Raw genomic sequence first — 24,801 nt, forward strand, 5'->3', positions numbered from 1 at the left:
CTCGGCGACGACCTCCCGAAGGATGTGGATACTCTCGGCCTCGAGCCGCTCCAAATGGGTCAGGTTCTGGGTCACAGGCCCGCTCCCGACCGGCCTTCACCCATGTCCAGCGCCGCGCGCATATTTGACCCCTCCATTGTCGGTTAAACAGTATCCTCTTTTTATATTTCTGCCGCGATATATCAACAAACAATAGCTTTTGTGACCATTCTTGTAGCTATGTCGCGCGGGGCGCGCGCTCAGGCCGGCACGGCGATCCGGTCGGCCGCAGCGGTCGCCAGCGCCGCCGAGCGGCCGGCGCGGCGGCCGAAGAAGGTGCAGTCGGCGAGACTCAGCCCCGAGCTATAGCCATGGCCCGATCGCGGCAGGCCCGAGGTCGCGCGGCCGGCGGCGAACAGGCCCGGCACCGGCGCCCCGCCGCGGTCGAGCACCTCGCCGCCGGGCAGGGTCGCGAGGCCCCCCAAGGTGAAGAAGGAGAAATAGCTGTCGGCGAAATGGAGTTCGAGCGCCGCGAAGGGCGGCTCGTCGAGCACCTTGAGCCATTTCGCGGCCTTGCGGCACAGCGGGTCCTCGCCGTCGCGCGCATAATGGTTGAAGGTCGCGACCGTCGCCGACAGGGTCGCCTCGGGCAGGCCGAGTTCGCGTTCGACCTCCTCCCAGCTGTCGCCGACCGCGGCGATGCCGATCCGGGCGAGGTCGATCGGCCGCGCGAAGATCGCATTGTCGACCAGCAGCCACACCCGGTCGCCGGGCTGGTCGATCATCGTCCGGCTCACCCGGCCATGATAGCAATCCTCGTTGATGAAGCGCTGGCCGCGGCTGTTGACGAAAATCCCCTTCACCAGGCTTTCGGGCATGATCCACGGGCAGGTGGTGAAGAACTCGTCCATATGGATCGCGTCACCGCCGGCGCCCATCGCCATCAATATCCCCGAGCCATTGTCGTTTTCGCCGATCGGATCGGACAGCTTGAGCGCGGCGGGGGCGTAGCGGCGCAGCATGTCGCGGTTCATGCAGAAGCCGCCGGTGCAGATCACCACCCCGCGCGCGGCACGGACATGGCGGACGTCGCCGTCGATCTTCACCGCCAGCCCGACGATCCGCGGTCCGTCGGCGATCAGCCCGAGCACCCGCGCATCGGTGCGGACGTCGACTCCGGCCTCGCGCACCCGCGCTTCGAGGATGTCGACCAGCCGCCGCCCGCCGCCCCAGCCCATATGCTGGATGACATGGCCGCGCGGCGCCGGTGTCGCCGCCGCCGAATAAGGCCAGGCCTCCTCGCTGCCCGACCAGATCAAAGTGTCGTCGGTCTCGGGCTCGATGATCTTGCCGGGCAGGAAACTGCCCTTGTAGGGAACCCCCTGCGCCTTGAGCCAGGCGAAATGGTCGAGACTCTCGGCGGCGTAGAGATCGCATTTGGCGATATCGGCGTCGGGGCCGCCGGCCATCTTGAGATAGGCGGCGAGCGCCGCGCTGCTGTCCTCATAGCCGGCGGCGCGCTGGACGTCGGTTCCGCCGCCGCCGCCCAGATAGATCTCGCCCCCCGACAAGGCCGAAGCGCCGCCGCTGCCCGATCCCGCCTCGAACAGGGTCACCCGCGCGCCGGCGCGCGCCGCCTCGAGCGCGGCGCAGGCGCCCGAGGCACCGAAGCCGATCACCGCGACGTCGGTCTCGATATCCCAGGCGGCGATCGTCGCCGCATCGATCGGGCGGTGCAGCGACGCGCCAGTCACGAGGCCGCCGCCTCGCGCGCCTTGACCATGTCGAGCGCGACATCGACGATCATGTCCTCCTGGCCGCCGACCATCCGCCGCCGGCCGAGTTCGACCAGGATCGTGCGGGTGTCGAGGCCATGGTCCGCCGCGGCCTTTTCGGCGTGGCGCAGGAAGCTCGAATAGACCCCGGCATAGCCGAGCGCGAGCGTCTCGCGGTCGACCCGCACCGGCCGGTCCTGCAGCGGGCGGACCAGATCCTCGGCGGCGTCCATCAGCGCCATCACGTCGAGGCCATGGTTCCAGCCCTTGCGGTCGGCGGCGGCGGCGAACACCTCGAGCGGGGCATTGCCCGCGCCCGCGCCCATCCCGGCCAGGCTGGCGTCGATCCGCACCGCGCCTTCCTGGGCGGCGACGATCGAATTGGCGACCCCGAGTGACAGATTGTGATGCGCGTGCATGCCGCGCTCGGTCTCGGGCTTGAGCACCCGGTCATAGGCGCGGAAGCGGTCGCGGACCCCGTCCATGTCGAGCGCGCCGCCGCTGTCGGTGACATAGACGCAATGCGCGCCATAGCTCTCCATCAGCAGCGCCTGCTGGGCGAGCGCCTCGGGCTCGATCATATGGCTCATCATCAGGAAGCCGGCGACGTCCATGCCGAGATCGCGGGCGATGCCGATATGCTGTTTCGACACGTCGGCCTCGGTGCAATGGGTCGCGACCCGCACCGATCGCGCGCCCAGATCATAGGCGCGGCGCAGATCCTCGACCGTGCCCAGGCCGGGCAGGATCAACGTGGTCAGAACCGCATGTTCGAGCACCTCGGCGACCGCCGCGATCCACTCCCAGTCGGTGTGCGCACCGAAGCCGTAATTGAAACTCGTCCCCGACAGGCCGTCGCCATGCGCGACCTCGATCGCCGCGACCCCGGCCTTGTCGAGCGCGCGGGCGATGTCGCGGACATGGTCGAGGCCGTACATATGCTTGATCGCGTGCATGCCGTCGCGCAGCGTCACGTCCTGGATATAGAGTTTCTGGCTGTTGACGTCGAAGCTCATGCCACCACCGCCTGTCGATCGAGGATTTTCTGCGCGAGCAGTTCGCCGGTCGCCTTGGCGGCGGCGGTCATGATGTCGAGATTGCCCGAATAGCTGGGCAGATAGTCGCCGGCGCCTTCGACCTCGAGGAAAATCGAGGTCTTGATGCCGGTGAACTCGCCCTGCCCCGGGATCTTCAACCGGTTGTTGTCGCCATAGCGCTCGAACTGCACCTCCTGCTTGAGGCGGTAGCCGGGCACATAGGCCTGGACCTTCTTGACCATCGCCTCGACCGAGGCGCGGATCGCCGCCTCGTCGCCGCCTTCGGACAAGGTGAAGATGGTGTCGCGCATGATCATCGGCGGTTCGGCCGGGTTGAGGATGATGATCGCCTTGCCGCGGGTGGCGCCGCCGACCTCCTCGATCGCGCGCGCGGTGGTGCGGGTGAACTCGTCGATATTGGCGCGGGTACCGGGGCCCGCCGATCGCGACGACACCGACGCGACGATCTCGGCATAATGGACCTTCGACACCTGGCTGACCGCGGCGACCATCGGGATCGTCGCCTGGCCGCCGCACGTCACCATGTTGACGTTGGGCTGGTCGAGATGCGCCTCCATGTTCACCGGCGGGATCGTGAACGGGCCGATCGCCGCCGGGGTCAGGTCGACCACCTGCTTGCCGTCGGCGCGCAGCGCGGCGTCGTGCGCCTTGTGCGCATAGGCCGAGGTCGCGTCGAACACGATCCCGATCTCGCCATAGCAGGCCATCGCCTTCAGCCCGTCGATCCCGTCATGGGTGGTCGCGACCCCGCGCGCACGCGCCATCGCCAGCCCCTCCGACCCGGCATCGATCCCGACCACCGCGGCGAGCTCCATATGCTCGGAACCCTTGAGCAGCTTGATCATCAGGTCGGTGCCGATATTCCCCGACCCGATGATCGCCGCCTTGACCTTCGCCAACGTTCTTCTCCCTTAATTACTTAAAGCCCCTCCCCTTCAGGGGAGGGGTTGGGGTGGGGTGCGACTGAAGCGGCTCGATGCCGCTGAAGGCGCTTTGGGCTTGAGCGCGGACGCTCGCTGCGCTCGCGCCCCACCCCTTCCCCCTCCCCTGAAGGGGAGGGGCTTATTCGGGATGAGGCGCTTGCCAATCATCAAACGAACCTGATCCGGCACCCGCCGATCCCGGCGAGTTCCATCGCGAACACATCCCCCGCGCGCGCCGGTTCGAGCGGCACCAGGCTGCCCGACAGGATCACGTCGCCGGCGTCGAGGGTGACGCCATAAGCCCCCAACGTGTTCGCCAGCCAGGCGACCGCGGTCAGCGGCGAACCCTGGACCGCCGAACCATAGCCCTCGCTCAAAGGCGCGCCGTTCTTGGTCACCGTCACATGCAACCCCGGCAGGTCGAGCCCGCGCGGATCGGCGCGGACCTCCCCCAGCGCGAACACCCCGCACGAGGCATTGTCGGCGACGGTGTCGACGATGCCGATCTTCCAGTCGGCGATCCGGCTGTCGACGATCTCGAAACAGGGGGCGATGCTCTCGGTCGCCGCCAGCACGTCGGCGTCGGTGACCCCGGGGCCGTTGAGCGGCGATTTGAGGATGAAGGCGATCTCGGCCTCGGCGCGCGGCTGGATCAGCCCGTGCGCGGCGATGTCGATATCGCCGTCGACCCGCATCCGGTCGGTCAGGAAGCCGAAATCGGGCTGGTGGACGCCGAGCATGTCCTGCACCGGTTTCGAGGTGACCCCGATCTTCTTGCCGACCACCCGCTCGCCATCGGCGGTGCGCCGTTCGAGCACCCCGAGCGAGATCGCATAGGCGTCGTCGATCGTCAGCGACGCGTCCTGGCCGCTGATCGGCGCAATCGTCGAGCGCGTGCGCAGCGCCTGGTAGAGGCGTTCGGTCCAGTCGGCGCGGTCAGCCATGGAGGAATCCGATCGCATAGGCGTTGAACTCGGCGGCGCGTTCGACCTGAACCCAGTGGCCGACCTTGTTGAAGGTCATGAACCGCGCATCGGGACAGGCGTCGAGGAAGCGCTGGGCGCCGCTCGCCGGGCAGAATTCGTCCTGCAGCCCCCAGAAGCCGAGGATCGGCATCGCCAGCTCGCCGAGCCGCGGCGCCAGATTGGGGGTGCGCATCCGCGCGAGCACGTCCTTGGGCTGGGTCCGCGCGACCGCATAGCGTTCGGACACCAGCGCGTCGGAGATCACCGACGGATCATAGACGAGGTTCGACACCAGCCGGCGCTGGTCGGCCTCGGTGAAATCGGGGCTGGTGAAGTCGCCCATCATCTTGGCGATGCCCGGCATCGCGAAATAGACCGGCAGTTCCTCGATGCACCCCGGCGCCATCATCACCAGCCGCTCGGCGAAGCCCGGATGATCGAGCGCCATCTGCATCGCGACGCCGCCGCCGAGCGAATTGCCGACCAGCACCGCGGTCTCGACCCCGGCCGCCTTCAGCGCCTCATAGACGCTGTCTGTGAACAGCTGCAGCGTATAGTCGATCCCCGTCGGCTTCGACGAGGCGCCATAGCCGATCAGATCGGGCAGCAGCACCCGGTGGCCGGCGGCGACGAACGCATCGATGTTGAGCCGGAAGTTCGACGCCCCCGACGCGCCCGGGCCGCTGCCGTGGAGGAAGACGACCGCCGGACCGGCGCCGGTTTCCGCGATGCTGATCTCGTAGTCGCCGGCCACCTTGTAGCTGGTGCGGCGCAGTTCGCCTATCATGACCTTCCTCTCCATCTTTTTCTCTCTAGCCCCTCCCTGTTCAGGGAGGGGTTGGGGTGGGTGGCGTAGCCAGAGGCTCGATGCCTCTGGCGGAGCGTGGCGGAACGGCGGGGAAGCTCGCTACGCTCGCACCCACCCCAACCCCTCCCTGAACAGGGAGGGGCTAAGAGAGGGATGGGGCGGCCTGCAATCATCACAAAAACAGGAACGACGGCGGCTCGCCCATCAGTCCGCCGACCAGATCGGCCGCCATATTGTTGGGATCATTGGCGACATGCGCGCGCGCCGCGTTGATATCGAGCCAGGGCTGGACGATCGCGCTCGTCATGTAGATCGCGCGGCCGCCGAGCAGCGGCATCATCTCGTCGACCAGGTCGGCGCAGCGCCGCACCACTGTCGACGACTGGTAACGGTTGAGCGCGCGGTCGGCCATCGCGATCGGCTCGCCGGCTTCGGCCTTGGCCATCATCGCGTCGAAGCTCGATGCGAGCGTCGCCTCCATCTCGCCGAGCTGGGCATAGGCCTTTGCGATCGCCGACATCAGCACCGGATCGGCCTTCGATGCCTTGCCGGTGTTGGTCGACACCCGGTCCTTGGCGATCGCCACCGCCGCCTCGATCGCGGCGCGGGTGCCGCCGATCGCCGCACTCGACACCGAACGCACGAAGATCTGGGCCCAGGGCAGGCTGAATAAGGGGGCTTCGTTCTCGATCTGGCCGGGGTTGGTGCACAGGAAGCCGTCGGCGGCGCGGTGGGTGCGGTAGTCGGGCACGAAGGCGCGTTCGACGACGACGTCATGACTGCCGGTGCCCTGCAGCCCGAACGTATCCCAGGTCTCGTCGATGACATAGTCGCGCCGCGGCACCAGGAAGGTGCGCATGTCGGGGGCGCCGCCTTCCTCGGCCGGCGGCACCAGCGCGCCGAGCAACACCCAGTCGCAATGCTGCGATCCGCTCGAAAAACCCCAGCGCCCGCTCAGATAGAAGCCGCCCTCGGCATGCTCGACCCTGCCGACCGGCTGATAGGAGGAGGAGACGAGCACGCTGGTGTCCTCGCCCCACACCTCGACCTGCGCCTCGTCGTGGAACAGCGCGAGCTCATAAGGATGGCAGCCGACCACGCCGTAGACCCAGCCGGTCGACATGCAGCCTTCGGCGATCGTCTTGAGCACGTCGAAGAACACGTTGGGGTGCATCTCGTAACCGCCCCAGCGCTTGGGCTGGAGGATGCGGAAGAAACCCGCCGCCTTCATCTCGGCGATCGTCTCGTCGGGGATCTTGCGATCGGCGACCGCCTGCTTCGCGCGCGCCCGGAGCGTCGGGATCATCGCGCGCGCCCGTTCGACGAGGGTTTCCGCGCTGGGATGATCGATTCCGTCGGTACGCAACGCCGTGGCCATGCCTGTCTCCTGCACCATATGCACCGACTCTGAAGCGCCCTCGCAGCAACGATCGGATTCGTAGCATGTGGTATCGTTCGCTACGCAAACCGTCAACCTTATGCGACAATATAATGAATTGCCGATCTGGCGCGGCTATAATCGTCGTGCTACGCAATATCGGGACGACCGGCGGAGACCGGTGTGCAAGGCGGGAGACGGACCATGGGACACAGGATGCAACGCGCCGTACGGATCGGGGCGGCGATCGGCGCGGTCCTCGCCGCGCTCGCGGCCGGAGAAGCCGCCGCGCAGCAGGCACAATCGGCGGGCCAGGATCAGCCTCAGGACGGCATCGCCGACATCGTCGTCACCGCGACCCGGATGGGCGAGACCCGACTCCAGTCGACCCCGATCGCGGTCACCGCGCTGTCGGGCGACAAGCTCGCCGATCGCGGGGTGCGCGATATCCAAGACCTCAAATCCTATGTGCCCAGCCTGCAGGTGTCCGACCTGTCGGGCTATACCCAGCTCTATGTCCGCGGGGTCGGATCGAACATCGTCTTCGTCGGATCGGACCCCAGCACCACCATCCATCTCGACGGCATCTATCTCGCCCGGCCGCTCAGCTATCTGAGCGACTTTCTCGACGTCGAGCGGGTCGAGGTGCTGCGCGGACCGCAGGGCACGCTCTATGGCCGCAATTCGGTCGGCGGCACGATCAACGTCGTGTCGCGCCGCCCGTCGGACAGCTTCGAGGGCCAGGTCCAGGCCGGCTATGGCAGCTATGACCGCTATGGCGTGCAAGCCTATGTCGCGGGCCCGATCGCCGGCGGGGTGCGCGCCAGCCTCGCCGCCGACGTTTCGGGCCATGACGCCTATCGCGACAATGTCTCGACCGGCAACGATGCCGAGGATCTGACATCGCGCGGGGTGCGCGGCCAGATCCTGGTGCCGGTCGGTCCGTCGGGGACATGGATCGTCCGCGCCGACTGGTCGCGCCAGTCGGGGGCGTTCGGCGCCTATCCCAAGCTGCTGCGTCCGACCGGGGTGCCGACCGACGACGCGATCCTCGGCGATTTCGGCAAGGTGTCGATGGACGGCGACAACCACACCGTGCTGAAGAATTATGGCGGGTCGAGCGACCTGTCGCTCGGGCTCGCCGACGGGCTGACGCTGCGCTCGCTCACCGGCTACCGGGTGTTTCGCGGATCGATCCTCGCCGATGCCGATTCGAGCTCGACCACCATATTGCGCAACCTGATCGCGCCGATCCGCCAGCACCAGTTCAGCCAGGAGCTGACTCTGCTCGGCCATGGCGACCGCTTCGACTGGGTGGTCGGCGGCTATTATTTCGACGAGCGCAACCGCGAGCCACTGACCCTCGCCCTGTTCCCGTTCGGGGTGTCGCACATCCAGCGGCCGCTGCTGCAGGCGCGTTCCTATGCCGGCTTCGGCCAGGGCGAATATCATCTGTCGGACCGGTGGTCGGTGATCGCCGGGATGCGCTACACGCGTGAGCGCAAGCGCTATGCGATCACCGACTATTTCGCGGCCTCGACCGATCCCGATCCGGCGGTCGCCGCCGCCGGTTTCGTGCTGTCGGGGGTGCCCGGCCTGCCCGCCCCGTTCGCGATCGATACGCGCCGCCACGACAGCGCGGTGACGCCCAAATTCGGGATCAACTTCACCCCGGCCGACCATATATTGCTCTATGCGTCGGCGACCCGCGGCTTCAAGAGCGGCGGCTACGACTATGGCGCCAACAATGCGGTCGACGCCGCGGCGGGCTATGGCCCCGAAAAGCTGTGGTCCTACGAGGCCGGGCTCAAGAGCGACCTGCTCGACCGCCGGCTGCGGCTCAACCTCACCGGCTTCTATTATGATTATACCGACCTGCAGGTGCAGAGCTATGTCCAGGTCGGCGCCTCGCTCGGCGCGCGGACCCAGAATGCCGCGACCGCGCGGATCAAGGGGATCGAGGCCGAGATCGTCGCCAAGCCGGTCGCCGCGCTCGAACTCACCGCCAACATCGCCTGGCTCGATGCCAAATATCGCCGCTACCCCAATGCCTTCGTCACCGGCTTCGGGACGTTCGACGCCTCGGGCAAGCGGCTCAACAATGCGCCACGCTGGTCGGCGACGCTCGGCGCCGCCTACCGGATCGACCTCCAGGCCTCGGGCAGCGTCGACCTCGGCGTCGACACCCATCTCCAGTCGCGGGTCTTCTTCACCGCCGCCAATGACGGGATCGGCACGGTCAGCGCCTATCCCGAACAGCAGGGCGGCTATGGCGTGGTCAATGGCCGGATCGGCTGGACCAGCGCGGATGGCGGGCTCAAGGTCCAGCTGATCGGCACCAATCTGTTCGACCGCGACTATATCGTCGGCACCGCCAACTATACCGCCGCGATCGCCGGCCGCCCGGGCCGCCCGCGCGAGTTGCTCGGCCAGGTGTCGCTCAAGTTCAAATGAACGCGCCGAGCCCCCTCGCCGCCGATCTCGGCCTGTCGGTCGAGGATCCGCTGATCCTCGACGATCCCGAAGCCATGGCCTGGGACGAGACCGCCGATCTGGTCGTGGTCGGGCTCGGCGGCGCCGGCATCGCCGCCGCGCTCGAGGCGCTCGAACGCGGGCTCGGCGTGATCGCGGTCGACCGTTATGAGGGAGGCGGATCGACCGCGGCCAATGGCGGGGTCTTCTATGCCGGCGGCGGCACCGTCATCCAGCGCGAAGCCGGCGAGGACGACGATCCCGAGGAGATGCTCAACTATCTCCGCATCGAGGCCGGCGAGGTCGTCTCCGATGCGACCCTCAGGCGCTTCGTCGCCGAAAGCCCGGCGACGATCGACTGGATCATCGCCCATGGCGGCAAGCTCGCCAGCCCGGTCTGGAAGGAGAAATCCTCCTATCCGCCGCTCGACCGCTTCCTCTACCACCCCGACAATTCGCTGGTCGCCAGCTACCGCGCCCGCGCGAAACCCGCGGCGCGCGGCCACCGCGCGTTCGGGCGCGACGGCAAGAAGGCCTGGGGGCTCGGCAAGTTCATCACCGCCCCGCTCACCGCCTCGGCGCTGCGGCTGGGCCTGCGCTTCCACCGCTTCTCGGAGGCGCGCCAGCTTATCCGCGACCGCACCGGACGGGTGATCGGGGTGCGGATATTGTCGATCCCCGAAGGGTCGCGCGATGCCGCGCGCTTCGCCCGCTACATCGCCACCGCCAATCGCTTGCTCGCCGCACTGCCGCCGAGCATCCCGCTCGCCTCGATCACGATCGCGCTCGGCAGCCATTATCTCCGCAAGGCGATGGCGATCGAGGCGCATGGCCGCACCAGCCGGATGATCCGCGCGCGCGAGGGCGTCCTGCTGAGCGCGGGCGGCTTCATCATGAATCCGAAGATGGTCGCGCGCTATGCGCCGACCTATGCGAAGGGCATGCCCAACGGCACCCTCGGCGATCAGGGCGCCGGGATCGTGCTGGGCATGTCGGCGGGTGGCGCGACCGCGCTGATGGACAAGATCAGCGCGTGGCGCTTCATCAACCCGCCCAAGGCCTGGGCCGATGCGATCGTCGTCAACCGCGCCGGCCAGCGCTTCGTCGACGAGACCGTCTATGGCGCGACGCTGGGCGAGCATATCGGCGACCATCAGGGCGGGATCGCCTGGCTGATCTACGACAAGGCCGCACGCCGCCAGGCCTTTCGTCAGGCCCGCGACCCGCATCTGGTGCCGTTCCAGCGCGACGTCACCCTGCTCAACCTCGCCTTCAACGCCCGCAAGGCGAAGACGCTAGGCGCGCTCGCCACCAGGACCGGGATCGATCCGGTCGGGCTCGCCGCCACCGTCGACGCCTATAACCGCGCCGCCGCCGGCGAGACCCCCGACCCGTTCGGCAAGGAACGCGCCGACATCCAGCCGATCCGCACCGCGCCTTTCTATGCGATGGACATCTCGATCGACAGCCGCTTCCTGCCGCTGCCGGTGATCAGCTTCGGGGGCCTGCGCGTCGCCGAGGAGAGCGGCCAGGTGCTCGACGCTGCCGGCAAGCCGATCGCCGGGCTCTACGCCGCCGGCCGCACCGCGGTCGGCATCGCCTCGCAGACCTATGTCAGCGGGCTGTCCTTCGCCGACTGCGTCTTTTCCGGGCGCCGCGCCGCCCGCCACGCCGCGCGCGCCAATGCCTGACTCGAGGAGTTCCCCGATGACCAGCGACACCCACGACATCGCCGGCAAGGTCGCGATCGTGACCGGCGGCACCCGCGGCATCGGTCTGGCGATCGCCCGGCGGCTGATGGCGGCGGGCGCCCGGGTCACCGTCTGCGGCCGCACCGCGGGCGAACTGCCCGACGGGCTGGCGTTCATCGCCTGCGACATCCGCGATCCGGCGGCCGCAGCGGCGATGGTCGACGAGGTCGCTACGCGCCATGGCCGGCTCGACATCCTCGTCAACAATGCCGGCGGGTCGCCCGAGGCGTCCGCGGCGACCGCCTCGCCGCGCTTTTCCGAACGGGTGATCGCGCTCAACCTGCTGGCGCCCCTGAACCTGTCGCAGGCGGCGCACCGCCATATGCAGCCGCAGGGCGGATCGATCGTCAACATCGCCAGCGTCTCGGCGGTCCGGCCGTCGCCGGGCACCGCCGCCTATGCCGCCGCCAAGGCCGGGCTGATCGCGCTCGGCCGCAGCCTCGCCCATGAATGGGGGCCGGCGATCCGGGTCAATGCGATCATCGTCGGCTATGTCGAGACCGAGGCGACCGAAGCCACCTATGGCAATGCCGCCGCCCAGTCGGCGATCGCGCGCAATATCGGCGCGCAACGGCTCGGCCGCGCCGACGAGATCGCCGAGGCCGCGCTTTTCCTCGCCTCGCCCGCCGCCTCCTATGTCACCGGCGCGGCGCTGGAGGTCCATGGCGGCGGCGAGCGCCCGCCCTTCCTCGCTATCGTCAAGGAGCATCAAGCATGAGCCCCAATAATCGCCTGAACGACAATCGCCCCGTGGCCGTGGTCACCGGCGCCAGCCGCGGCGCCGGTGCCGGCATCGCCCGCGCGCTGGGGGCGGCTGGCTATGCGGTCTATGTCACCGGCCGCACCACCATCGAGGGATCGGCACCCCTGCCCGGCACCGTCGGCGCGACCGCGCAGGCGATCGATGCCGCCGGCGGGCGCGGGATCGCGGTCGCGGTCGACCATCGCGACGACGAAGCGGTCGCCGCTTTGTTCGCGCGGGTCGAGCGCGACGAGGGCCGGCTCGACATCCTCGTCAACAATGCCGCGGTGATCGACGATGCATTGATCCAGCCCGGCGGTTTCTGGGAACGGCCGCTGGCGCTGGTCGACATCCTCGATGTGGGCCTGCGTTCGGGCTATGTCGCGAGCTTCCACGCCGCGCCGCTGATGATCCGCACCGGCGGCGGGCTGATCGCCTTCACCTCCTCCTTCGGCGCCGCCTGCTACATGCATGGCCCCGCCTATGGCGCGCAGAAGGCCGGGGTCGACAAATTCGCCGCCGACATGGGGGTCGACCTCAAGGAGCATGATGTCGCTGCGGTGTCGATCTGGATGGGACCGCTCAGGACCGAACGTTCGGCCAAGGCGATCGAGGAGCGCCCCGATCAATATGAGGCGATCATGGCCCATGCCGAAACCCCCGAATATACCGGCCGGGTGATCGCCGCGATCCACGCCGATCCGGCGCGTATGAAGTGGAGCGGACAGACGCTGATCGGCGCCGAGGCGGGCGAGCGCTACGGGCTCGACGACGACGGACGCCAGCCGCCATCGTTCCGCGCGATGCTCGGCGAACCACGCATTCCGCACCCCGCGATCGTCCGTTAGGTGCACTTGCGGACGTGAGGGGCTTTCGAAACGCGGCAAGTTGGTGCAGAGGTTGAAGCGCTATTGTAATATTTGGGGATAGACGTGGCGATCAAAACCACTCGAAAGGCCAAGGAGCGGCCGACGCCTCCGGCGAATGAAGAGGCACCACCGCTGGCGCTCGAGCCGGTCGACGAGCAGATCATCGCCGCGCTGCGCCAGTCGGGACGGATCGCCAACCGCGATCTCGCGCGGATGATCGACGTCAACGAGGCGACGATCCGCACCCGGCTGCGCAAGCTCGAAGCGAGCAACGCGGTCCGCGTCGTCGCGATGCGCGACCTGTCGGCGATGGGCTTCGACGCGATCGCCGCGGTCGGGGTCCAGGTGAAGGGCCGTTCGGCGAACGAGGTCGGCGCCGATCTCGCCAAGTTCGAACAGATCATCACCGTCAACGTCACGATCGGCATGTATGACCTCGAGATCCAGGTGGTCGCCAGCGACATCCAGGAACTCGATCGCCTGCTCACCGACGAGATCGCCCATGTGAAGGGCGTCGAGCGCCTGTTCCCGGGGCTGTCGATGAAGATCCTCAAATATAATCCCGAATGGGCGCCGCTATGAGCCGCATCCCCCTCGACGACCTCGATCGCAAGATCATCGACCGGCTGAGCAACGACGCCCGGGTCAGCAACCGCGAGATCGGCCGCGAATTCGGCCTGACCGAAGGCACGATCCGCTCGCGCCTCAAGCGGTTGCTCGACAACAAGGTGATCCGGGTCGCCGCGGTCACCAACGCCAACCGGCTGCGCAACCCGATCCTCGCTTATCTATGGATCGAGGCCGATACCGCCGGCGACATCCAGGACATGGCGCAGCGGCTGGCCGCCCTCCCCGAGATCGGCTTCGTCTCGACGATGCTCGGCCGCGCCGATGTGCTGGCGATGACGCTGGTCGAAAATGGCAGCCAGCTCACCGAGTTCCTGCACGTGACGATCGACAAGATCCCCGGCGTCCGCCGCGTCCGCTACAGCCTCGGCCAGAACTTCATCAAGCACGACTTCCGCTACTGCGCGCTGGTGGATTGAGAACTTAAGCCCCTCCCTTTTAAGAGTTTGGCGGCAGCCCTGTCCCCCGGACAGGGCAAAGAGCCGCCAAACTCTTAAAAGGGAGGGGCTTTTCAAGAGCGCTCCTCCACCACGAACATCCTTGTCCCCGACCGGTCGAGAAACCGCGCCTCATCCTCGGCGATCCGCCGCGCGACGTCGGGATCGGCCGCCACCGCCATCGCCGCGTCATAAGCGGCGCGGTCGGCGAACCAGATTTCGGTCACCACGTCGAAATCGAACGGCGCCGCCCCTTCGAAGATGAAAGCCCCCTCGAAATCGACGAAGTTGCGGCGATAGTCGACGATCCCCGGCAGCAGCGAACGGATCAGCGGCGCATGGTTCTGCTCATAATAGGTGATGAAATCCGCCGGGCTGAGGTCGGCGCGGCGCCGCAGCAGCGCGATCGACTTGCAGCTCATGCGCCCCGCCCGAGCAGACGGAAGAAGGCATAGGACGGATCCTGCGGCCCCGGCCGGCCGATATGCGCGCCGGTCAGGAAGGGATGGTCGAGATCGACGATCGACGGGCTGTGGATATTGGCCCAGTCGGCGACGATCGCACGGTGCGCGAACTTCCACCGGCCGTCGCGCCGGGCATATTTGTCGAAATAGCGTCCGCCGACCAGCACGTCATACGGACCGTCGGGCCCCTTCACCCGGTGAAGCGCGAGCAGATAGACCTCGCCCTCGGCATAGTCGCCGTCGATCACCAGGTTGATGGTGGTGACATTGTGATGGAGGATCTCCATCGCCGCCTGGATCTCGGGCAGCTTGTCGATGAAATCCATCGCCGGCCCGCTCGACATCGCGCCATGATCGTCGATCGCATCCTCATGATAGAGGCTGCGCATCTTCATATGGTCGTGGCGGTCGGCGGCGTTGCAATAGGTATATATCAGCGTGCGGATCGCCTCGCGGTCGACCAGGTCCTGCAGCGCGGCGGGATCGACGCTCATCGCGCCGCCAGCACGGTCGCGAGCAGATGCGCGGTCAGCCCCGGATCGGCCTCGCGATAGACGCGCTCGTAGATACGGTCATATTCGGTGCGCGCGATCAGCCAGTGACCGTCACACTTTATATAGCGGTCGCTATAATGCGCCGCGCCGACCGTCGCCTTGTTGTCATCGTGCAGGTTCAGCGCATAGTCGAGCAGCGTCCATTGGCCGTCGGCGCTGTCGTCGTCATGGACGTCGATGATCGGCATGTGCATCGTGTGCGATCCGACCAGCCCCGGGTGGAAGGCGGTGCGCAGCGCCTCGACGATCGGCCCCCGCCCCTTGAGCTGGAAGCGATAGCTGCCGCCGCGATAGTCGATCTCGGCATCCTCGGTGAAACAGGCGCCGGCGCCGTCGATATCGCCGGTGTCGAGCGCGCGGGCATAGCGATATTTGAGCCGCTTGATATGCTCGATATCCTCGAGCCGCAGGGTCACGCCGCGGCCTTGCGGCCGCTGTGGATCGCCTCGGCGCGGCGCTTGAGCCCCTGCGCGGTGTCGTCGAAGGCGCGCTTGATCCAGTCGGCGCAGAAGAACATCACATGCGGCGCGTTCGGCCCGAAAAAGGCGTCGGTCGAATAATAAGTGCAGCGCTCGGGGCCCTGCGCCTCGACCACCTGGTCGCGCCGCGCCGGATAGGGCATCGCATCGGTGTGCGGCAATTCCCACGACAGCAGCCGCTCGGGCACCTTGGCGCAGACATATTCGAGATTGGGATAGATCTGCCCGGGCATCGTGTAGCTGTTGAGCTGCATATGCACCGGCGCCCCCATCTCCAGCGTCGATTCCGCGCCGAAGCAATAGGGGTTCCACGCGCCATAGTTGGGCAGGTCGGTCAGCACCTCCCATACCACCGCGGCGGGGGTGTCGATGGTGACGGTGTCGGAGCGAACGGTCGTCGCGGGATCATAGAAGGGCGGGACGCCGGGATCTTCGGCCATGACATTCTCCTTCGCGCCGGTCATCGCCGGCTGTCGTGCGACCTTGCCGCGATCGCCGCACAGGGTCAACCATATGCGTAATCATAACTTAATATATTTACGCATTTCGCAATCACAGCGGCATCAGATCATATTGCCGCATCGGGATGCAGTCGCCGCCGGCGGGCCCCATGAACCGGCCGCAGCTAGCCATCATCCGCGCATAGTTCGCCTCGAGCTTCGCCGGATCGCCGACCGAGTCATAATAAAAGGCGCGGTCCGCGATCGCCGCGGTCGGGAAACATTCCTCGACGATCGCCGCATAGCCGCCGGCGCCTTCGGTCAACGGCCGCACCACCAGATTCTGGACATATTCGAAATTGCTCTGGGTGTCGGTCGCGACCGCGGTGTGATCGTCCTGCCAGTTGCGCCGCCAGGTCTCGAAATCGAGCGTGTCGGGACGCTCGAAGAACACGACCTGCGAGAAACCGTCGGTCGGCCCGCAGGTCCGCGGCGGATGTGCGCGATTGGGCAACGGCACCGACTCGCTCACCAGCCAGCCCTCGAACCGCGCCGCGACCTGCGCCAGCGCCGCCTCGACCGGCGCGCGGGCGGGCGGATAAGCGGTATCGACCCAGATCTGGACCACCGCCTCCATCTGCGGATCGGTGACGACGAAGCGCGGATTGGTCCCGCCCATCACGCTGTCGTCCTGGACATTGATGCGCAGCGCCCGGACATGCGGCCGGATCGCATCGGCGACCGGGCCGAGCAGCCGCGCATTATAGGCGTCGCGCGGCTCGGCCGCGTCGCGCCACAGCGCGTAGATCAGCTTTTCCATTGATTGCCCCCTTCTTCGATGTCGATCGTCGCGAGGAAATCGAGCAGGGCCGCCGCCAGCGCCTCGCCTTGCTCCTCCTGGACGAAATGGCCCGCGCCCGCGATCCGCAGATGCGGCGCCCGCGCCGCGCCCGGCACCCGCGCGCGGAATACCGCCTCCCACGCCGCGGTCGCCGGATCGGCATCGCTATACGCGGTCGCGAACGGCTTCTCGAACCGGTCGAGCAGATCCCAGGCGGCGCGGTTGGCGGCGATCCCGGGCGCATCGCCGTCGACCGGGATCAGCGTGGTGATCGCCAGCGCGGCCGCCTTGTAGGAAGCATCGGGAAAGGGGGCGTCATAGCCGGCGAGCACGTCATCCGCCGGCCGCCGCACGCAGGTCGCGGCGATGATCTCGCTCACCGGCAAATCGTCGCTCGACCGGCACAGTTCGATCCATGGCAGCACGATCGGCCCCGGCCAGTCCGCAACCCCGCGCGGCGGCGGATCGGCGTTGGGCAGCAGCGTATTGGTCGCGAACACCCCGGCGAAACGCCCGGGCATCTCGGCGAGCAGCCGCAGACCGATCGGCCCACCCCAGTCCTGGCAGACCAGGACGATCCGCCGCAGGTCGAGCCGCTCGACCAGCTGCCGCATCCAGAAGACGAAGCGGTCGGCGGTGAAGATCGTGCGATCGACCGGCTTGTCCGACCGGCCGAAGCCGACATGGTCGGGCGCGACGCAGCGCCAGCCGGCATCGGCCACCGGCGCGATCAGCTTGCGATAGAGGAAGCTCCAGCTCGGTTCGCCGTGCAGCATCAGCACCACCCCGCGACGATCCTCGCCCTCGTCGATCCGGTGGACGCGCAGCGGCCCCAACGCCGGGTCGTCGACGGTCAGATAGTGCGGCGCGAACGCGAAATCGGGCAGCCCCGCAAATCGCTCGTCGGGCGTACGCAACACCGCTCCATCCACGCCAATCTCTCCATATTGCAGATATTTATTTCTATTATTGTACGCATTCAATCATCATCATTGCAATGGCATGTCGCTTCACGCATTCTCGCGCCAGGCCGGACACAGGGTCAAAAGGGAGAGGCGAACATGCTTTCGATGCAGGAAATGTCCGATCGGATCGAGATCGGCGATCTGATCGCGCGCTATGCGCATGCGATCGACGACCGCGATTATGACGCGCTCGACCGGATCTTCACCCCCGACGCGACCATCGACTATACCGAACTCGGCGGCGAGAAGGGCACGCTTGCCGAGACCAAGCGCTATCTCGCCGGGGCGATGGGCGGCTTCGGATCCTATCAGCATATGTCGGCGACCACCCGTCTCGACCTCGACGGTGACCGCGCCAAGGCGCGCACGATCCTGTTCAACCCGATGATGATGAAACATGAGGGCGAGGACCGGATGTTCTTCATCGGCCTCTGGTATCGCGACGACCTCGTCCGCACCGAGGCCGGCTGGCGGATCGCGCACCGCCGCGAGGAGAAATGCTGGTCGTTCAACGCCCCCGAGGGCCTGCTGCCGTGACGGTGGTCAAGACCGTCGACTTCATGCCGCGCCGCGCCGACATCGGCCGCGCGGCATTCCGCCGCCATTATGAGGAACGCCATGCGCCGCTCGCGGTGCCACTGTTCCCGTTCCGCCGCTATCGCCGCAACCATCTGGTCGACCAGGCGATCGAGCCCGGCTTCGACTGCGTGTCCGAATTCTGGGTGAGTTCGCTCGCCGAGATCGGCGCGCTGATGACCGGCGACGCTGGCGAGACGATGCGCGCCGACGAACGCAGCTTCCTCGATCAGGTCGCCAATATCGCGGTCCGCGCCGATCCGGTGCTGACCGACAACGACCAGGGCACGACTCTGCTCATGCTCCACGACGACGGCGGCGACCGCGACGCGCTGATCGCCGCCTGCCGCGCGGCCGGCGCCGGCCTCGACCTGCTGTCGCCGCTCGACGAACGGGTGCCGCCCTTCGCGGCGATCGCGCGGATCGGCGATGTGGCGCCCGCGCTGCCCCCGGGCTGGCGGGCCGGGCCGCGGCTGGCGGTCGAGCTGTGTGAAACCGATCCGGCGACGTTGCGGGGCTGACCGGTTGCAGGCCGTCTAATTTTTGTTGACGCTACCGATCTGGAACTGCTCTTCTTCTATGGCTGGAACAGGTGGTTGATGGGTACCAGCGATGGGTCGTTTCGAAGCCTCATAGCCCAATGAACCAGATTGTTCTCAGCGCTATCCAAGCGCTTCATCACGCGTTGCACTGGCCAGCAAATGCTGCCATCCGCAAGCTTGAGGGCCATGTTGATCTCGCCTTCGGGGTCGGAATCATCGGTAAGCCATTCACCTCCGACATCTCGCCGGAGTGCCTCGCCGCAGTAACATCCGAGCGCAAACAGCCTGCCGCCGAGACCCTCCGACAGAAGACCTCCCGCCACCGGCTCCCCGTCTGCGCTCTGTGTTTCGAAGAAGCGCTCGATCTCGCGGATACTATCCGGCGTGAAATCGGCCTTGTAGCCAGAGCTCCTGAGCGCGCGGGCGATCCAGTCCGCCGAAACCGGTATGTCGTCGGCGAGCGTCGACTGCGCGGCTTGGACAGGGGTGCTTGGACGGAGGCCAAACACCCCAGCGACCCGCCCTAGAAGATCTCTTAGTTTCACGGCGCGCCCCTTCAATTGAGGGATAACCTATCCAAGCATCATCGCGTCCGCAATCGGTCCATCAACACCACCCGAATTATCAGCCTAAATCGCCGTCTGCCCGCCATCCACCGCCAACACCGCCCCGGTGACGAACCGCGCATCGTCGGACGCCAGGAAGGCGATCGCCGCCGCAACATCCTCGGGTTCGGCCATCGCCCCGAGCAACGGCGTCAGCCGCGCGAACAGATGCGGCTCTACCCCGTCGATCGCGTCGAAGCCGCCCGCGATCAGCGGGGTGTTGACCGCCCCCGGGCAGATCGCGTTCACCCGCACCCCGCGGGTGGCATATTCGACCGCGACCGACTTGGTGAGGCCGATCACCCCGCTCTTCGACGCCGCATAGGCGACGCCATAAGGCACGCCGACCAGCCCGGCGGCGCTGGCGATGTTGACGATGTTGCCGCGTCCCTGCGCCAGATGCGGCAAGGCAGCGCGCATCATCTGGAACACGCCGGTCAGGTTGACGTCGATCAGCCGCCGCCAGGTCGCATCGTCGATCTCGGCGACATGGCCGAAGCCGCCGATCCCGGCGATATTGGCGAGCGCATCGATCCGTCCATATAGCCGCAGCGACTCCGCGACCGCCGCATCGCACGATGCCGGATCGACCACATCGAGCGACCAGGCCGCCCCCGCACCGTCGAGCGCCGCCACCGTCTCTTCGGCGCCCGGCAGATTGCGATCGGCGCACAATATCCGCGCCCCCTCCCCCGCCAGCCGGACCGCCGCGGCGCGCCCGATCCCCGAGGCCGCCCCCGTCACCAGCACCACCCGCCCCTCGAAGCGTCGCATTTCTCATTCCCCTTTCGTCAGGCCAAACGCATTCGCAGATGAACCAACCCACCCGTCCCCCCGGAACAAGTCCGGGGTGACGGTAAGTGGTTGAGAGATGATCACTCTCACCCCTTCATCAAACCAACGTCGTCAGCGCCGCCAGGTCGATCGCCTTCAACTCGGCATCGCGGCGTTCGCCGATCTTGCGCGGCCAGTCGGCATCGGCGAGCAGCGAGCGGCCGATCGCGAGCAGGTCGAACTCGCCGCGCGCCATCATCGCGCAGACCTCGTCGAGCCGGTCGAGCGACACCGGCGGCAGCCCCGCGCCCGGGGTCGCCGCCTCTTCCTCGGTGAACAGCCCGCCCAGCCCGATCGAACCGACCGCGATCGACGGCAGCCCGGTCAACCGCTTCGCCCATCCTGCCAGGTTGAGCGGGCTGCCGGTGAAGGCCGGCGTCCAGGCTTCGCGCTGCGAACAATGGAGGATGTCGGCGCCCGCCGCGACGATCGGTGCGAGCAGCCGGCCGAACTCGTCGGGATCGGCGGCATTGGCGGCGTCATAGGCACCGAGCTTGAACTGCGACAGCCGCACGAGGATCGGGAAATCGGCGCCGACCGCGCGCCGGCACGCCGCCACCACCTCGGCCGGAAAGCGCGCCCGCGCCTCCGCCTCGCCGCCATAGCCATCGGTGCGGCGGTTGGTGCGCGGCCACAGAAACTGGTCGAGCAGGAAGCCATGGCCGGCGTGGATCTCGACCCCATCGAACCCCAGCGCCTGCGCGGATCGTGCCGCCGCGGCGAAGGCGTCGGCGACCGCCGCCATCTCTTGCCCGTCCATCGCCCGACCGCTTGGGCCGCAGCCCGCGTCGAGATCCTCGATCGACAGCCCCGACGGCCCGATCGCCGCGGCATCGCCGAACAGCGCGGTCCGCCGCTCCATGCCGGTGTGCCAGAGCTGGGGCATGATCCTGCCGCCGGCGCCGTGCACCGCCGCCACGATCTCGGCCCAGCCCGCCAGCGGACCCTCGCCGCAGAAATGCGGGCCGGTGCCGTCATAGTCGGCCAGATCATGCGCGACCGCCGCCGCGCCGCTGATCGCCAGCCCGACGCCACCCTCAACCCGGCGCCGGAAATAGCCGGCATAGTCGGCGTGCGGCCGCCCGCCGGGCGCATGCGCACGCCCCATCGGCGACATCACGAGCCGGTTCGGCAGCGTCAGCGCCCGGCTGGCAAAGCGTGCGAACAGGATATCGCGCGGATGGGACTCAGCCGGCATCGCCGCCTCTTCGGTCACGGAACATGCTCGCGATCCGCATCTATATCCGCTCCATATATACGCATTTCGCGACTATTGCGCGATTCATGTCAGCATATGCGGATTTACGGGATCAAAGCAAGCGCGAACACCTTCGGGGCAATGCCACTTTACCGGCGAGGCAGGTGCGCTTTCACTGCAACCGCGACCGGCGGCGTGCGCGCCACGCGGCGGGGGTGTCGCCGAACCGGCGGCGAAAGGCGGTCGCGAAACTGCCCTGGCCGGCAAAGCCGAGTTCGGCGGCGATCGCCTTGATCGGCATCCGCCCCGCTTCGAGCAGCCCGGCCGCGCGCGCGAACCGCGCCCGTTCGACATGCTCCATCACCGTGCCGCCGGTGGTCGCCTTCCACGCCCGCATCAGATGACGCCGGCCGATCCCGCACAAGGCGGCGAGTTCGTCGATGCCGGGCGGCGGGATATCCTCGCGCGCCAGCCGCGCCTCGATCCGCCGCATCTGCCAGTCGGCGATCGTTCCGCGCGCCCGGCCCGCGTGACGGAGGCCTTCGAAATGCCGCGCCAGTTCGCCGAGGATCTGCAGCCCCAGCCCGGCGACGATCGCCTCCTGGCCACGACCGGGATTGGCGAGTTCGATCCACAGCCGCTCGACCGCACGTGCCACCGCATTCGCGCGGATGTCGACGCAGGCGGACAGCTCTTCGCTGCTCGATTGCGCGCTGATCCCGGTAAGGTCGTGGAAGCGGCGTTCGTCGAATCGCAGCACCAGCATCTCGCGCGGGCCGAAGCCCGGCGAACGGATGTGGAGCGGCATATGCGCGGGCACCACCACCGTCTCGCCGATCGGCGCGAACGCGCGATGCGAATGCGGATCGCCGAAGCAGCCGAGCGCGCCCGCCACCGGCGGCAGATGGACCAGCGACGGCGCCTCGAGCAGATGCGCACGGCGGAACGGGCCGCTGCCATCCTGCACCAGCCGCTCGAGCCGCAGCTCGGCCAGCGAGATCGCGGCCATGGTGCGATATTGCCCGTCCATCCTCGTCTCCGGCGCCGGGCCTATGGGCGCCGGTCGCCGGCACAGCTTAGCACCCGCCATTTCGGCGACAATGCGCATTGCACTCTTCTGAAGCCTTCTCCCGTCCTTCACGGGAGAAGGTTTGGATGAGGGTCTTCTTGTTTTTCTTCCGGCATCCCATTCAGAAAAAAGAAGTCAGAAGAAGACCCTCACGCGCGCCCCATCACGGCGCTCGCGCCGAAACATGTCGCTCTCGCGGCATCCGCGCGTGTTGCCGGTCCCAACCGCAGCGCTAGCCTCGCGCGATCAGGAGGCCCATGTGAACAACCCGATCGCCACCCCCGACCAGGCCCGCTTCGAACGCGAAGCGCTCGACATTCTCGCCGATCCGCGGATGCAGGCGACGATCGCCGATCGCCGGGCCTATTGGCTCGACCAGGCGAAACCGAGCCCGGCGATGGCCGAGGCCTTCGAGAGCAAATATGACGAGGTCGTGTTCGGCGCGATCATCTGGTCGCTCAACACCGATCCGCAGCGGCCGAGCGTCGTCACCATCACCCGCATCCCGCACCGGCTCGGCGACACCGACATCCCCGGATCGCGCTGGGGGATCGACAATCCCGACTCGGTCTACCGGGTCATCCCGATCGACGGCGCCGAGCGCTATGTGATCCGCGGCCGCGTGCCCGATCCGCGGCTGACCGAGAATTATTTCACCTTGTGGAACGCGAAAATGGGCACGGTCGATATGCTCGACGGCAAGATGCTGGTGCTCGACGAGGACGGCGGGTTCGAGATCTTCGTCGACGCCGACGAAGCCGGCGACCGCGCCAACCATGTCCGATCGTCGCCCGAGGCGGTCGAATTCTATATCCGCGACGTCATCGCCGACTGGGCCGCCGAGCGACCGAACAGGCTGTCGATCGAACGACTCGGCGGCCCGCCGAACACCCCCGAGCGCAGCTTCGACGACAAGGTCGCCGCCGCGCAGGCGATGCTCGTCCGCAATGTCGACGACACGATGCGCTGGAATGCGCAGGCGCTGACCAAGGCCGCCAATGGCTTCGATTTCACGATCGACCGCGACAGCGACGGCGCGCTGCGCAACCAGCTCTACATCATGGGCCATTTCGACCTCGCCGACGACGAGGCACTGCTGATCGAGATCGGACTGGGCGGGGCCGGCTATTTCCTCGCGCCGATCACCAATATCTGGGGGACGACCAACGACATCGTCGATCGCACCTCCAGCCTCAACCTCACCCAGTCGGTCCGCGATGGCGACGATCGACTGACCTATGTCGTGTCGCGCCGCGATCCGGGCGTGTGGAACTGGCTCGATCCGTGCGACATGCCCGAAGGGCTGCTGACGCTGCGCTGGGCCGAGTTCGCCGACGGCCGCCCCGGCCCCGGCTTCGGCGCGACCAGCCGGGTGGTGAAGCTCGCCGATCTCGACGCGCATCTGCCCGCGGGCACCCGGCGGGTGACCGCCGAGGAGCGCCGTCGCCAGCAGGCCGATCGCGCGCGCAGCTATCAATGGCGGATCGCGGCATGACGATGCGGACCTGGTTCATCACCGGCTGCTCGACCGGCATCGGCCGCGCAATCGCCGAACATGTGCTGGCAATCGGCGACGCCGCTGCGGTCACCGCGCGCAATCCCGCCGACGTCGCCGACATCGTCGCGATCGCTCCCGACCGCGCGATCGCACTCGCGCTCGACGTCGCCGATCCCGATCAGGTCATCGCCGCGACCGCCGCCGCCGAGGCGCGGTTCGGGGCGATCGAGGTCCTCGTGAGCAATGCCGGCTATGGCTATGTCTCGTCGATCGAGGAGGGAGACGAGGCCGCGGTCAAGGCGATGTACGAGGTCAATCTGTTCGGCGCACTGCGGACGATGAAGGCGGTGCTGCCCGGCATGCGCCGGCGGCGCAGCGGCACGATCATCGTCATCGGATCGCTCGCCGGCCGCATATCCAACCCGGCGACCGGCTATTATTCGAGCTCCAAATTCGCGCTCGAGGCGCTGACCGAGGCGCTCGGTCGCGAGGTCGAACCGCTCGGCATCCGCGTCTGCTCGATCGCGCCGGGCATGTTCCGCACCGATTTCTCGGGGCGCTCGCTCCACAGCGGCACCACCGAGGTCGCCGATTATGAGGGCGGGGTCCATGCCCGGGTCGCGCTGGTCAAGTCGGTCGACGGCCGGCAGATGGGCGATCCGGCCAAGCTCGCCCGCCTCGTCGTCGCGGTCGCCGACATGGAGGCGCCGCCGCGCCAGCTGATCGCCGGCCCCGATGCCTATGCCGCGATCGCCGCGCGGATGGACGAGGTCCGCGCCGCGATGGAGCAGCATCGCGACCTCGGCACGGCGACCAATTTCGACGCGTGATTCCAACGTCCCCCCACCTCCGTTCGTATCGAGCGTAGTCGAGATACGTTGCGCTGGTGGCACGTGTTGGGGTGGACGGCCCCCGACGGCATCGCAATGTGCCAGAATGAGGTTGTCGAGAT

26 protein-coding genes are annotated in these 24,801 nt (G+C 67.5%); 10 read left to right on the forward strand and 16 right to left on the reverse strand.

All coding sequences use genetic code 11. From position 1 onward, the window contains the following. Positions 1–239: 239 nt before the first annotated feature. The 6 genes from AC1RM6_RS29995 to AC1RM6_RS30020 all read right to left on the reverse strand — a co-directional run bounded on the left by AC1RM6_RS29995 (position 240) and on the right by AC1RM6_RS30020 (position 6,886). Positions 240–1,733, reverse strand: coding sequence for an FAD-dependent oxidoreductase (locus AC1RM6_RS29995; protein WP_493108283.1), 1,494 nt, complete (start codon positions 1,731–1,733; stop codon positions 240–242). Further along, positions 1,730–2,770 (reverse strand): 4-hydroxy-2-oxovalerate aldolase, encoded by a 1,041-nt coding sequence (gene dmpG / locus AC1RM6_RS30000; protein ID WP_493108285.1) that lies wholly within the window; start codon positions 2,768–2,770, stop codon positions 1,730–1,732. The genes AC1RM6_RS29995 and dmpG overlap by 4 nt, the downstream gene beginning before the upstream one ends. Then, a complete protein-coding gene (locus AC1RM6_RS30005) occupies positions 2,767–3,711 on the reverse strand; it encodes an acetaldehyde dehydrogenase (acetylating) (RefSeq protein WP_493108287.1) in 945 nt (314 codons plus the stop codon). The genes dmpG and AC1RM6_RS30005 overlap by 4 nt, the downstream gene beginning before the upstream one ends. A 191-nt stretch (positions 3,712–3,902) precedes the next feature. After that, positions 3,903–4,679, reverse strand: coding sequence for a fumarylacetoacetate hydrolase family protein (locus AC1RM6_RS30010; RefSeq protein ID WP_493108289.1), 777 nt, complete (start codon positions 4,677–4,679; stop codon positions 3,903–3,905). After that, a complete protein-coding gene (locus AC1RM6_RS30015; protein WP_493108291.1) occupies positions 4,672–5,487 on the reverse strand; it encodes an alpha/beta fold hydrolase in 816 nt (271 codons plus the stop codon). The genes AC1RM6_RS30010 and AC1RM6_RS30015 overlap by 8 nt, the downstream gene beginning before the upstream one ends. Positions 5,488–5,680: 193 nt before the next feature. Beyond that, positions 5,681–6,886, reverse strand: a complete 1,206-nt coding sequence (locus tag AC1RM6_RS30020; protein WP_493108293.1) for an acyl-CoA dehydrogenase family protein — start codon at positions 6,884–6,886, stop codon at positions 5,681–5,683. Positions 6,887–7,102: 216 nt separating this feature from the next. On the opposite strand from AC1RM6_RS30020, the gene AC1RM6_RS30025 reads away from it, so the two are divergent. The 6 genes from AC1RM6_RS30025 (at position 7,103) to AC1RM6_RS30050 (ending at position 13,766) form a co-directional block, all read left to right on the forward strand. Next, entirely contained in the window at positions 7,103–9,340 is a 2,238-nt protein-coding gene (locus AC1RM6_RS30025) for a TonB-dependent receptor (protein ID WP_493108294.1), read from the forward strand. Further along, on the forward strand, positions 9,337–11,049 hold the full coding sequence (locus AC1RM6_RS30030; RefSeq protein ID WP_493108296.1) for an FAD-binding protein: 1,713 nt from the start codon (positions 9,337–9,339) through the stop codon (positions 11,047–11,049). Before AC1RM6_RS30025 ends, AC1RM6_RS30030 begins: the two co-directional genes overlap by 4 nt. A gap of 16 nt (positions 11,050–11,065) precedes the next feature. Beyond that, on the forward strand, positions 11,066–11,827 hold the full coding sequence (locus AC1RM6_RS30035) for an SDR family oxidoreductase (RefSeq protein WP_493108298.1): 762 nt from the start codon (positions 11,066–11,068) through the stop codon (positions 11,825–11,827). Beyond that, the gene (locus AC1RM6_RS30040; protein WP_493108300.1) at positions 11,824–12,699 is read left to right on the forward strand and encodes an SDR family NAD(P)-dependent oxidoreductase; all 876 of its coding nucleotides are present in this window, start codon (positions 11,824–11,826) and stop codon (positions 12,697–12,699) included. The genes AC1RM6_RS30035 and AC1RM6_RS30040 overlap by 4 nt, the downstream gene beginning before the upstream one ends. An 84-nt stretch (positions 12,700–12,783) precedes the next feature. Then, the gene (locus AC1RM6_RS30045; RefSeq protein WP_493108302.1) at positions 12,784–13,302 is read left to right on the forward strand and encodes an Lrp/AsnC family transcriptional regulator; all 519 of its coding nucleotides are present in this window, start codon (positions 12,784–12,786) and stop codon (positions 13,300–13,302) included. Continuing rightward, positions 13,299–13,766 carry an Lrp/AsnC family transcriptional regulator gene (locus AC1RM6_RS30050; RefSeq protein WP_493108304.1) on the forward strand — a complete coding sequence of 156 codons (468 nt, stop codon included), beginning with the start codon at positions 13,299–13,301 and terminating at the stop codon, positions 13,764–13,766. The genes AC1RM6_RS30045 and AC1RM6_RS30050 overlap by 4 nt, the downstream gene beginning before the upstream one ends. A gap of 92 nt (positions 13,767–13,858) precedes the next feature. Here AC1RM6_RS30050 and AC1RM6_RS30055 read toward each other — a convergent pair whose 3' ends face one another. The 6 genes from AC1RM6_RS30055 to AC1RM6_RS30080 form a co-directional block, all read right to left on the reverse strand. Next, positions 13,859–14,206 carry an EthD domain-containing protein gene (locus AC1RM6_RS30055; protein ID WP_493108306.1) on the reverse strand — a complete coding sequence of 116 codons (348 nt, stop codon included), beginning with the start codon at positions 14,204–14,206 and terminating at the stop codon, positions 13,859–13,861. After that, entirely contained in the window at positions 14,203–14,742 is a 540-nt protein-coding gene (locus tag AC1RM6_RS30060; RefSeq protein WP_493108308.1) for a nuclear transport factor 2 family protein, read from the reverse strand. Before AC1RM6_RS30060 ends, AC1RM6_RS30055 begins: the two co-directional genes overlap by 4 nt. After that, positions 14,739–15,218: a nuclear transport factor 2 family protein gene (locus tag AC1RM6_RS30065; RefSeq protein WP_493108310.1), complete on the reverse strand. Its 480-nt coding sequence runs from the start codon at positions 15,216–15,218 to the stop codon at positions 14,739–14,741. The genes AC1RM6_RS30060 and AC1RM6_RS30065 overlap by 4 nt, the downstream gene beginning before the upstream one ends. After that, entirely contained in the window at positions 15,215–15,721 is a 507-nt protein-coding gene (locus AC1RM6_RS30070; protein ID WP_493108311.1) for an SRPBCC domain-containing protein, read from the reverse strand. Before AC1RM6_RS30070 ends, AC1RM6_RS30065 begins: the two co-directional genes overlap by 4 nt. A 112-nt stretch (positions 15,722–15,833) precedes the next feature. Then, the gene (locus tag AC1RM6_RS30075) at positions 15,834–16,541 is read right to left on the reverse strand and encodes an EthD domain-containing protein (RefSeq protein WP_493108313.1); all 708 of its coding nucleotides are present in this window, start codon (positions 16,539–16,541) and stop codon (positions 15,834–15,836) included. Continuing rightward, the gene (locus AC1RM6_RS30080; RefSeq protein WP_493108315.1) at positions 16,529–17,482 is read right to left on the reverse strand and encodes a haloalkane dehalogenase; all 954 of its coding nucleotides are present in this window, start codon (positions 17,480–17,482) and stop codon (positions 16,529–16,531) included. The genes AC1RM6_RS30075 and AC1RM6_RS30080 overlap by 13 nt, the downstream gene beginning before the upstream one ends. A 141-nt stretch (positions 17,483–17,623) precedes the next feature. Between AC1RM6_RS30080 and AC1RM6_RS30085 the strand changes: the two genes are divergently transcribed. Both AC1RM6_RS30085 and AC1RM6_RS30090 read left to right on the forward strand, forming a co-directional pair. After that, on the forward strand, positions 17,624–18,064 hold the full coding sequence (locus AC1RM6_RS30085) for a nuclear transport factor 2 family protein (protein WP_493108317.1): 441 nt from the start codon (positions 17,624–17,626) through the stop codon (positions 18,062–18,064). Beyond that, complete coding sequence (locus AC1RM6_RS30090; RefSeq protein ID WP_493108319.1) at positions 18,061–18,624, forward strand: EthD domain-containing protein; 564 nt, start codon at positions 18,061–18,063, stop codon at positions 18,622–18,624. The genes AC1RM6_RS30085 and AC1RM6_RS30090 overlap by 4 nt, the downstream gene beginning before the upstream one ends. A gap of 56 nt (positions 18,625–18,680) precedes the next feature. On the opposite strand, the gene AC1RM6_RS30095 is transcribed toward AC1RM6_RS30090, so the two are convergent. The 4 genes from AC1RM6_RS30095 to AC1RM6_RS30110 form a co-directional block, all read right to left on the reverse strand. Next, a complete protein-coding gene (locus AC1RM6_RS30095) occupies positions 18,681–19,190 on the reverse strand; it encodes a hypothetical protein (protein ID WP_493108321.1) in 510 nt (169 codons plus the stop codon). A gap of 84 nt (positions 19,191–19,274) precedes the next feature. Next, positions 19,275–20,024, reverse strand: coding sequence for an SDR family NAD(P)-dependent oxidoreductase (locus AC1RM6_RS30100; RefSeq protein WP_493108323.1), 750 nt, complete (start codon positions 20,022–20,024; stop codon positions 19,275–19,277). A 118-nt stretch (positions 20,025–20,142) separates the two neighbouring features. Next, complete coding sequence (locus AC1RM6_RS30105; RefSeq protein ID WP_493108325.1) at positions 20,143–21,282, reverse strand: oxidoreductase; 1,140 nt, start codon at positions 21,280–21,282, stop codon at positions 20,143–20,145. Between the two features lie 172 nt (positions 21,283–21,454). Continuing rightward, positions 21,455–22,312, reverse strand: coding sequence for a helix-turn-helix transcriptional regulator (locus AC1RM6_RS30110; RefSeq protein WP_493108327.1), 858 nt, complete (start codon positions 22,310–22,312; stop codon positions 21,455–21,457). 298 nt (positions 22,313–22,610) lie between these two features. Between AC1RM6_RS30110 and AC1RM6_RS30115 the strand changes: the two genes are divergently transcribed. Then, a complete protein-coding gene (locus AC1RM6_RS30115; RefSeq protein ID WP_493108329.1) occupies positions 22,611–23,846 on the forward strand; it encodes a hypothetical protein in 1,236 nt (411 codons plus the stop codon). Then, the gene (locus AC1RM6_RS30120; RefSeq protein WP_493108332.1) at positions 23,843–24,679 is read left to right on the forward strand and encodes an oxidoreductase; all 837 of its coding nucleotides are present in this window, start codon (positions 23,843–23,845) and stop codon (positions 24,677–24,679) included. The genes AC1RM6_RS30115 and AC1RM6_RS30120 overlap by 4 nt, the downstream gene beginning before the upstream one ends. The last annotated feature ends 122 nt before the right edge of the window (positions 24,680–24,801 follow it).

Source organism: Rhizorhabdus sp. GW822-FHT03C02, from assembly GCF_058801765.1.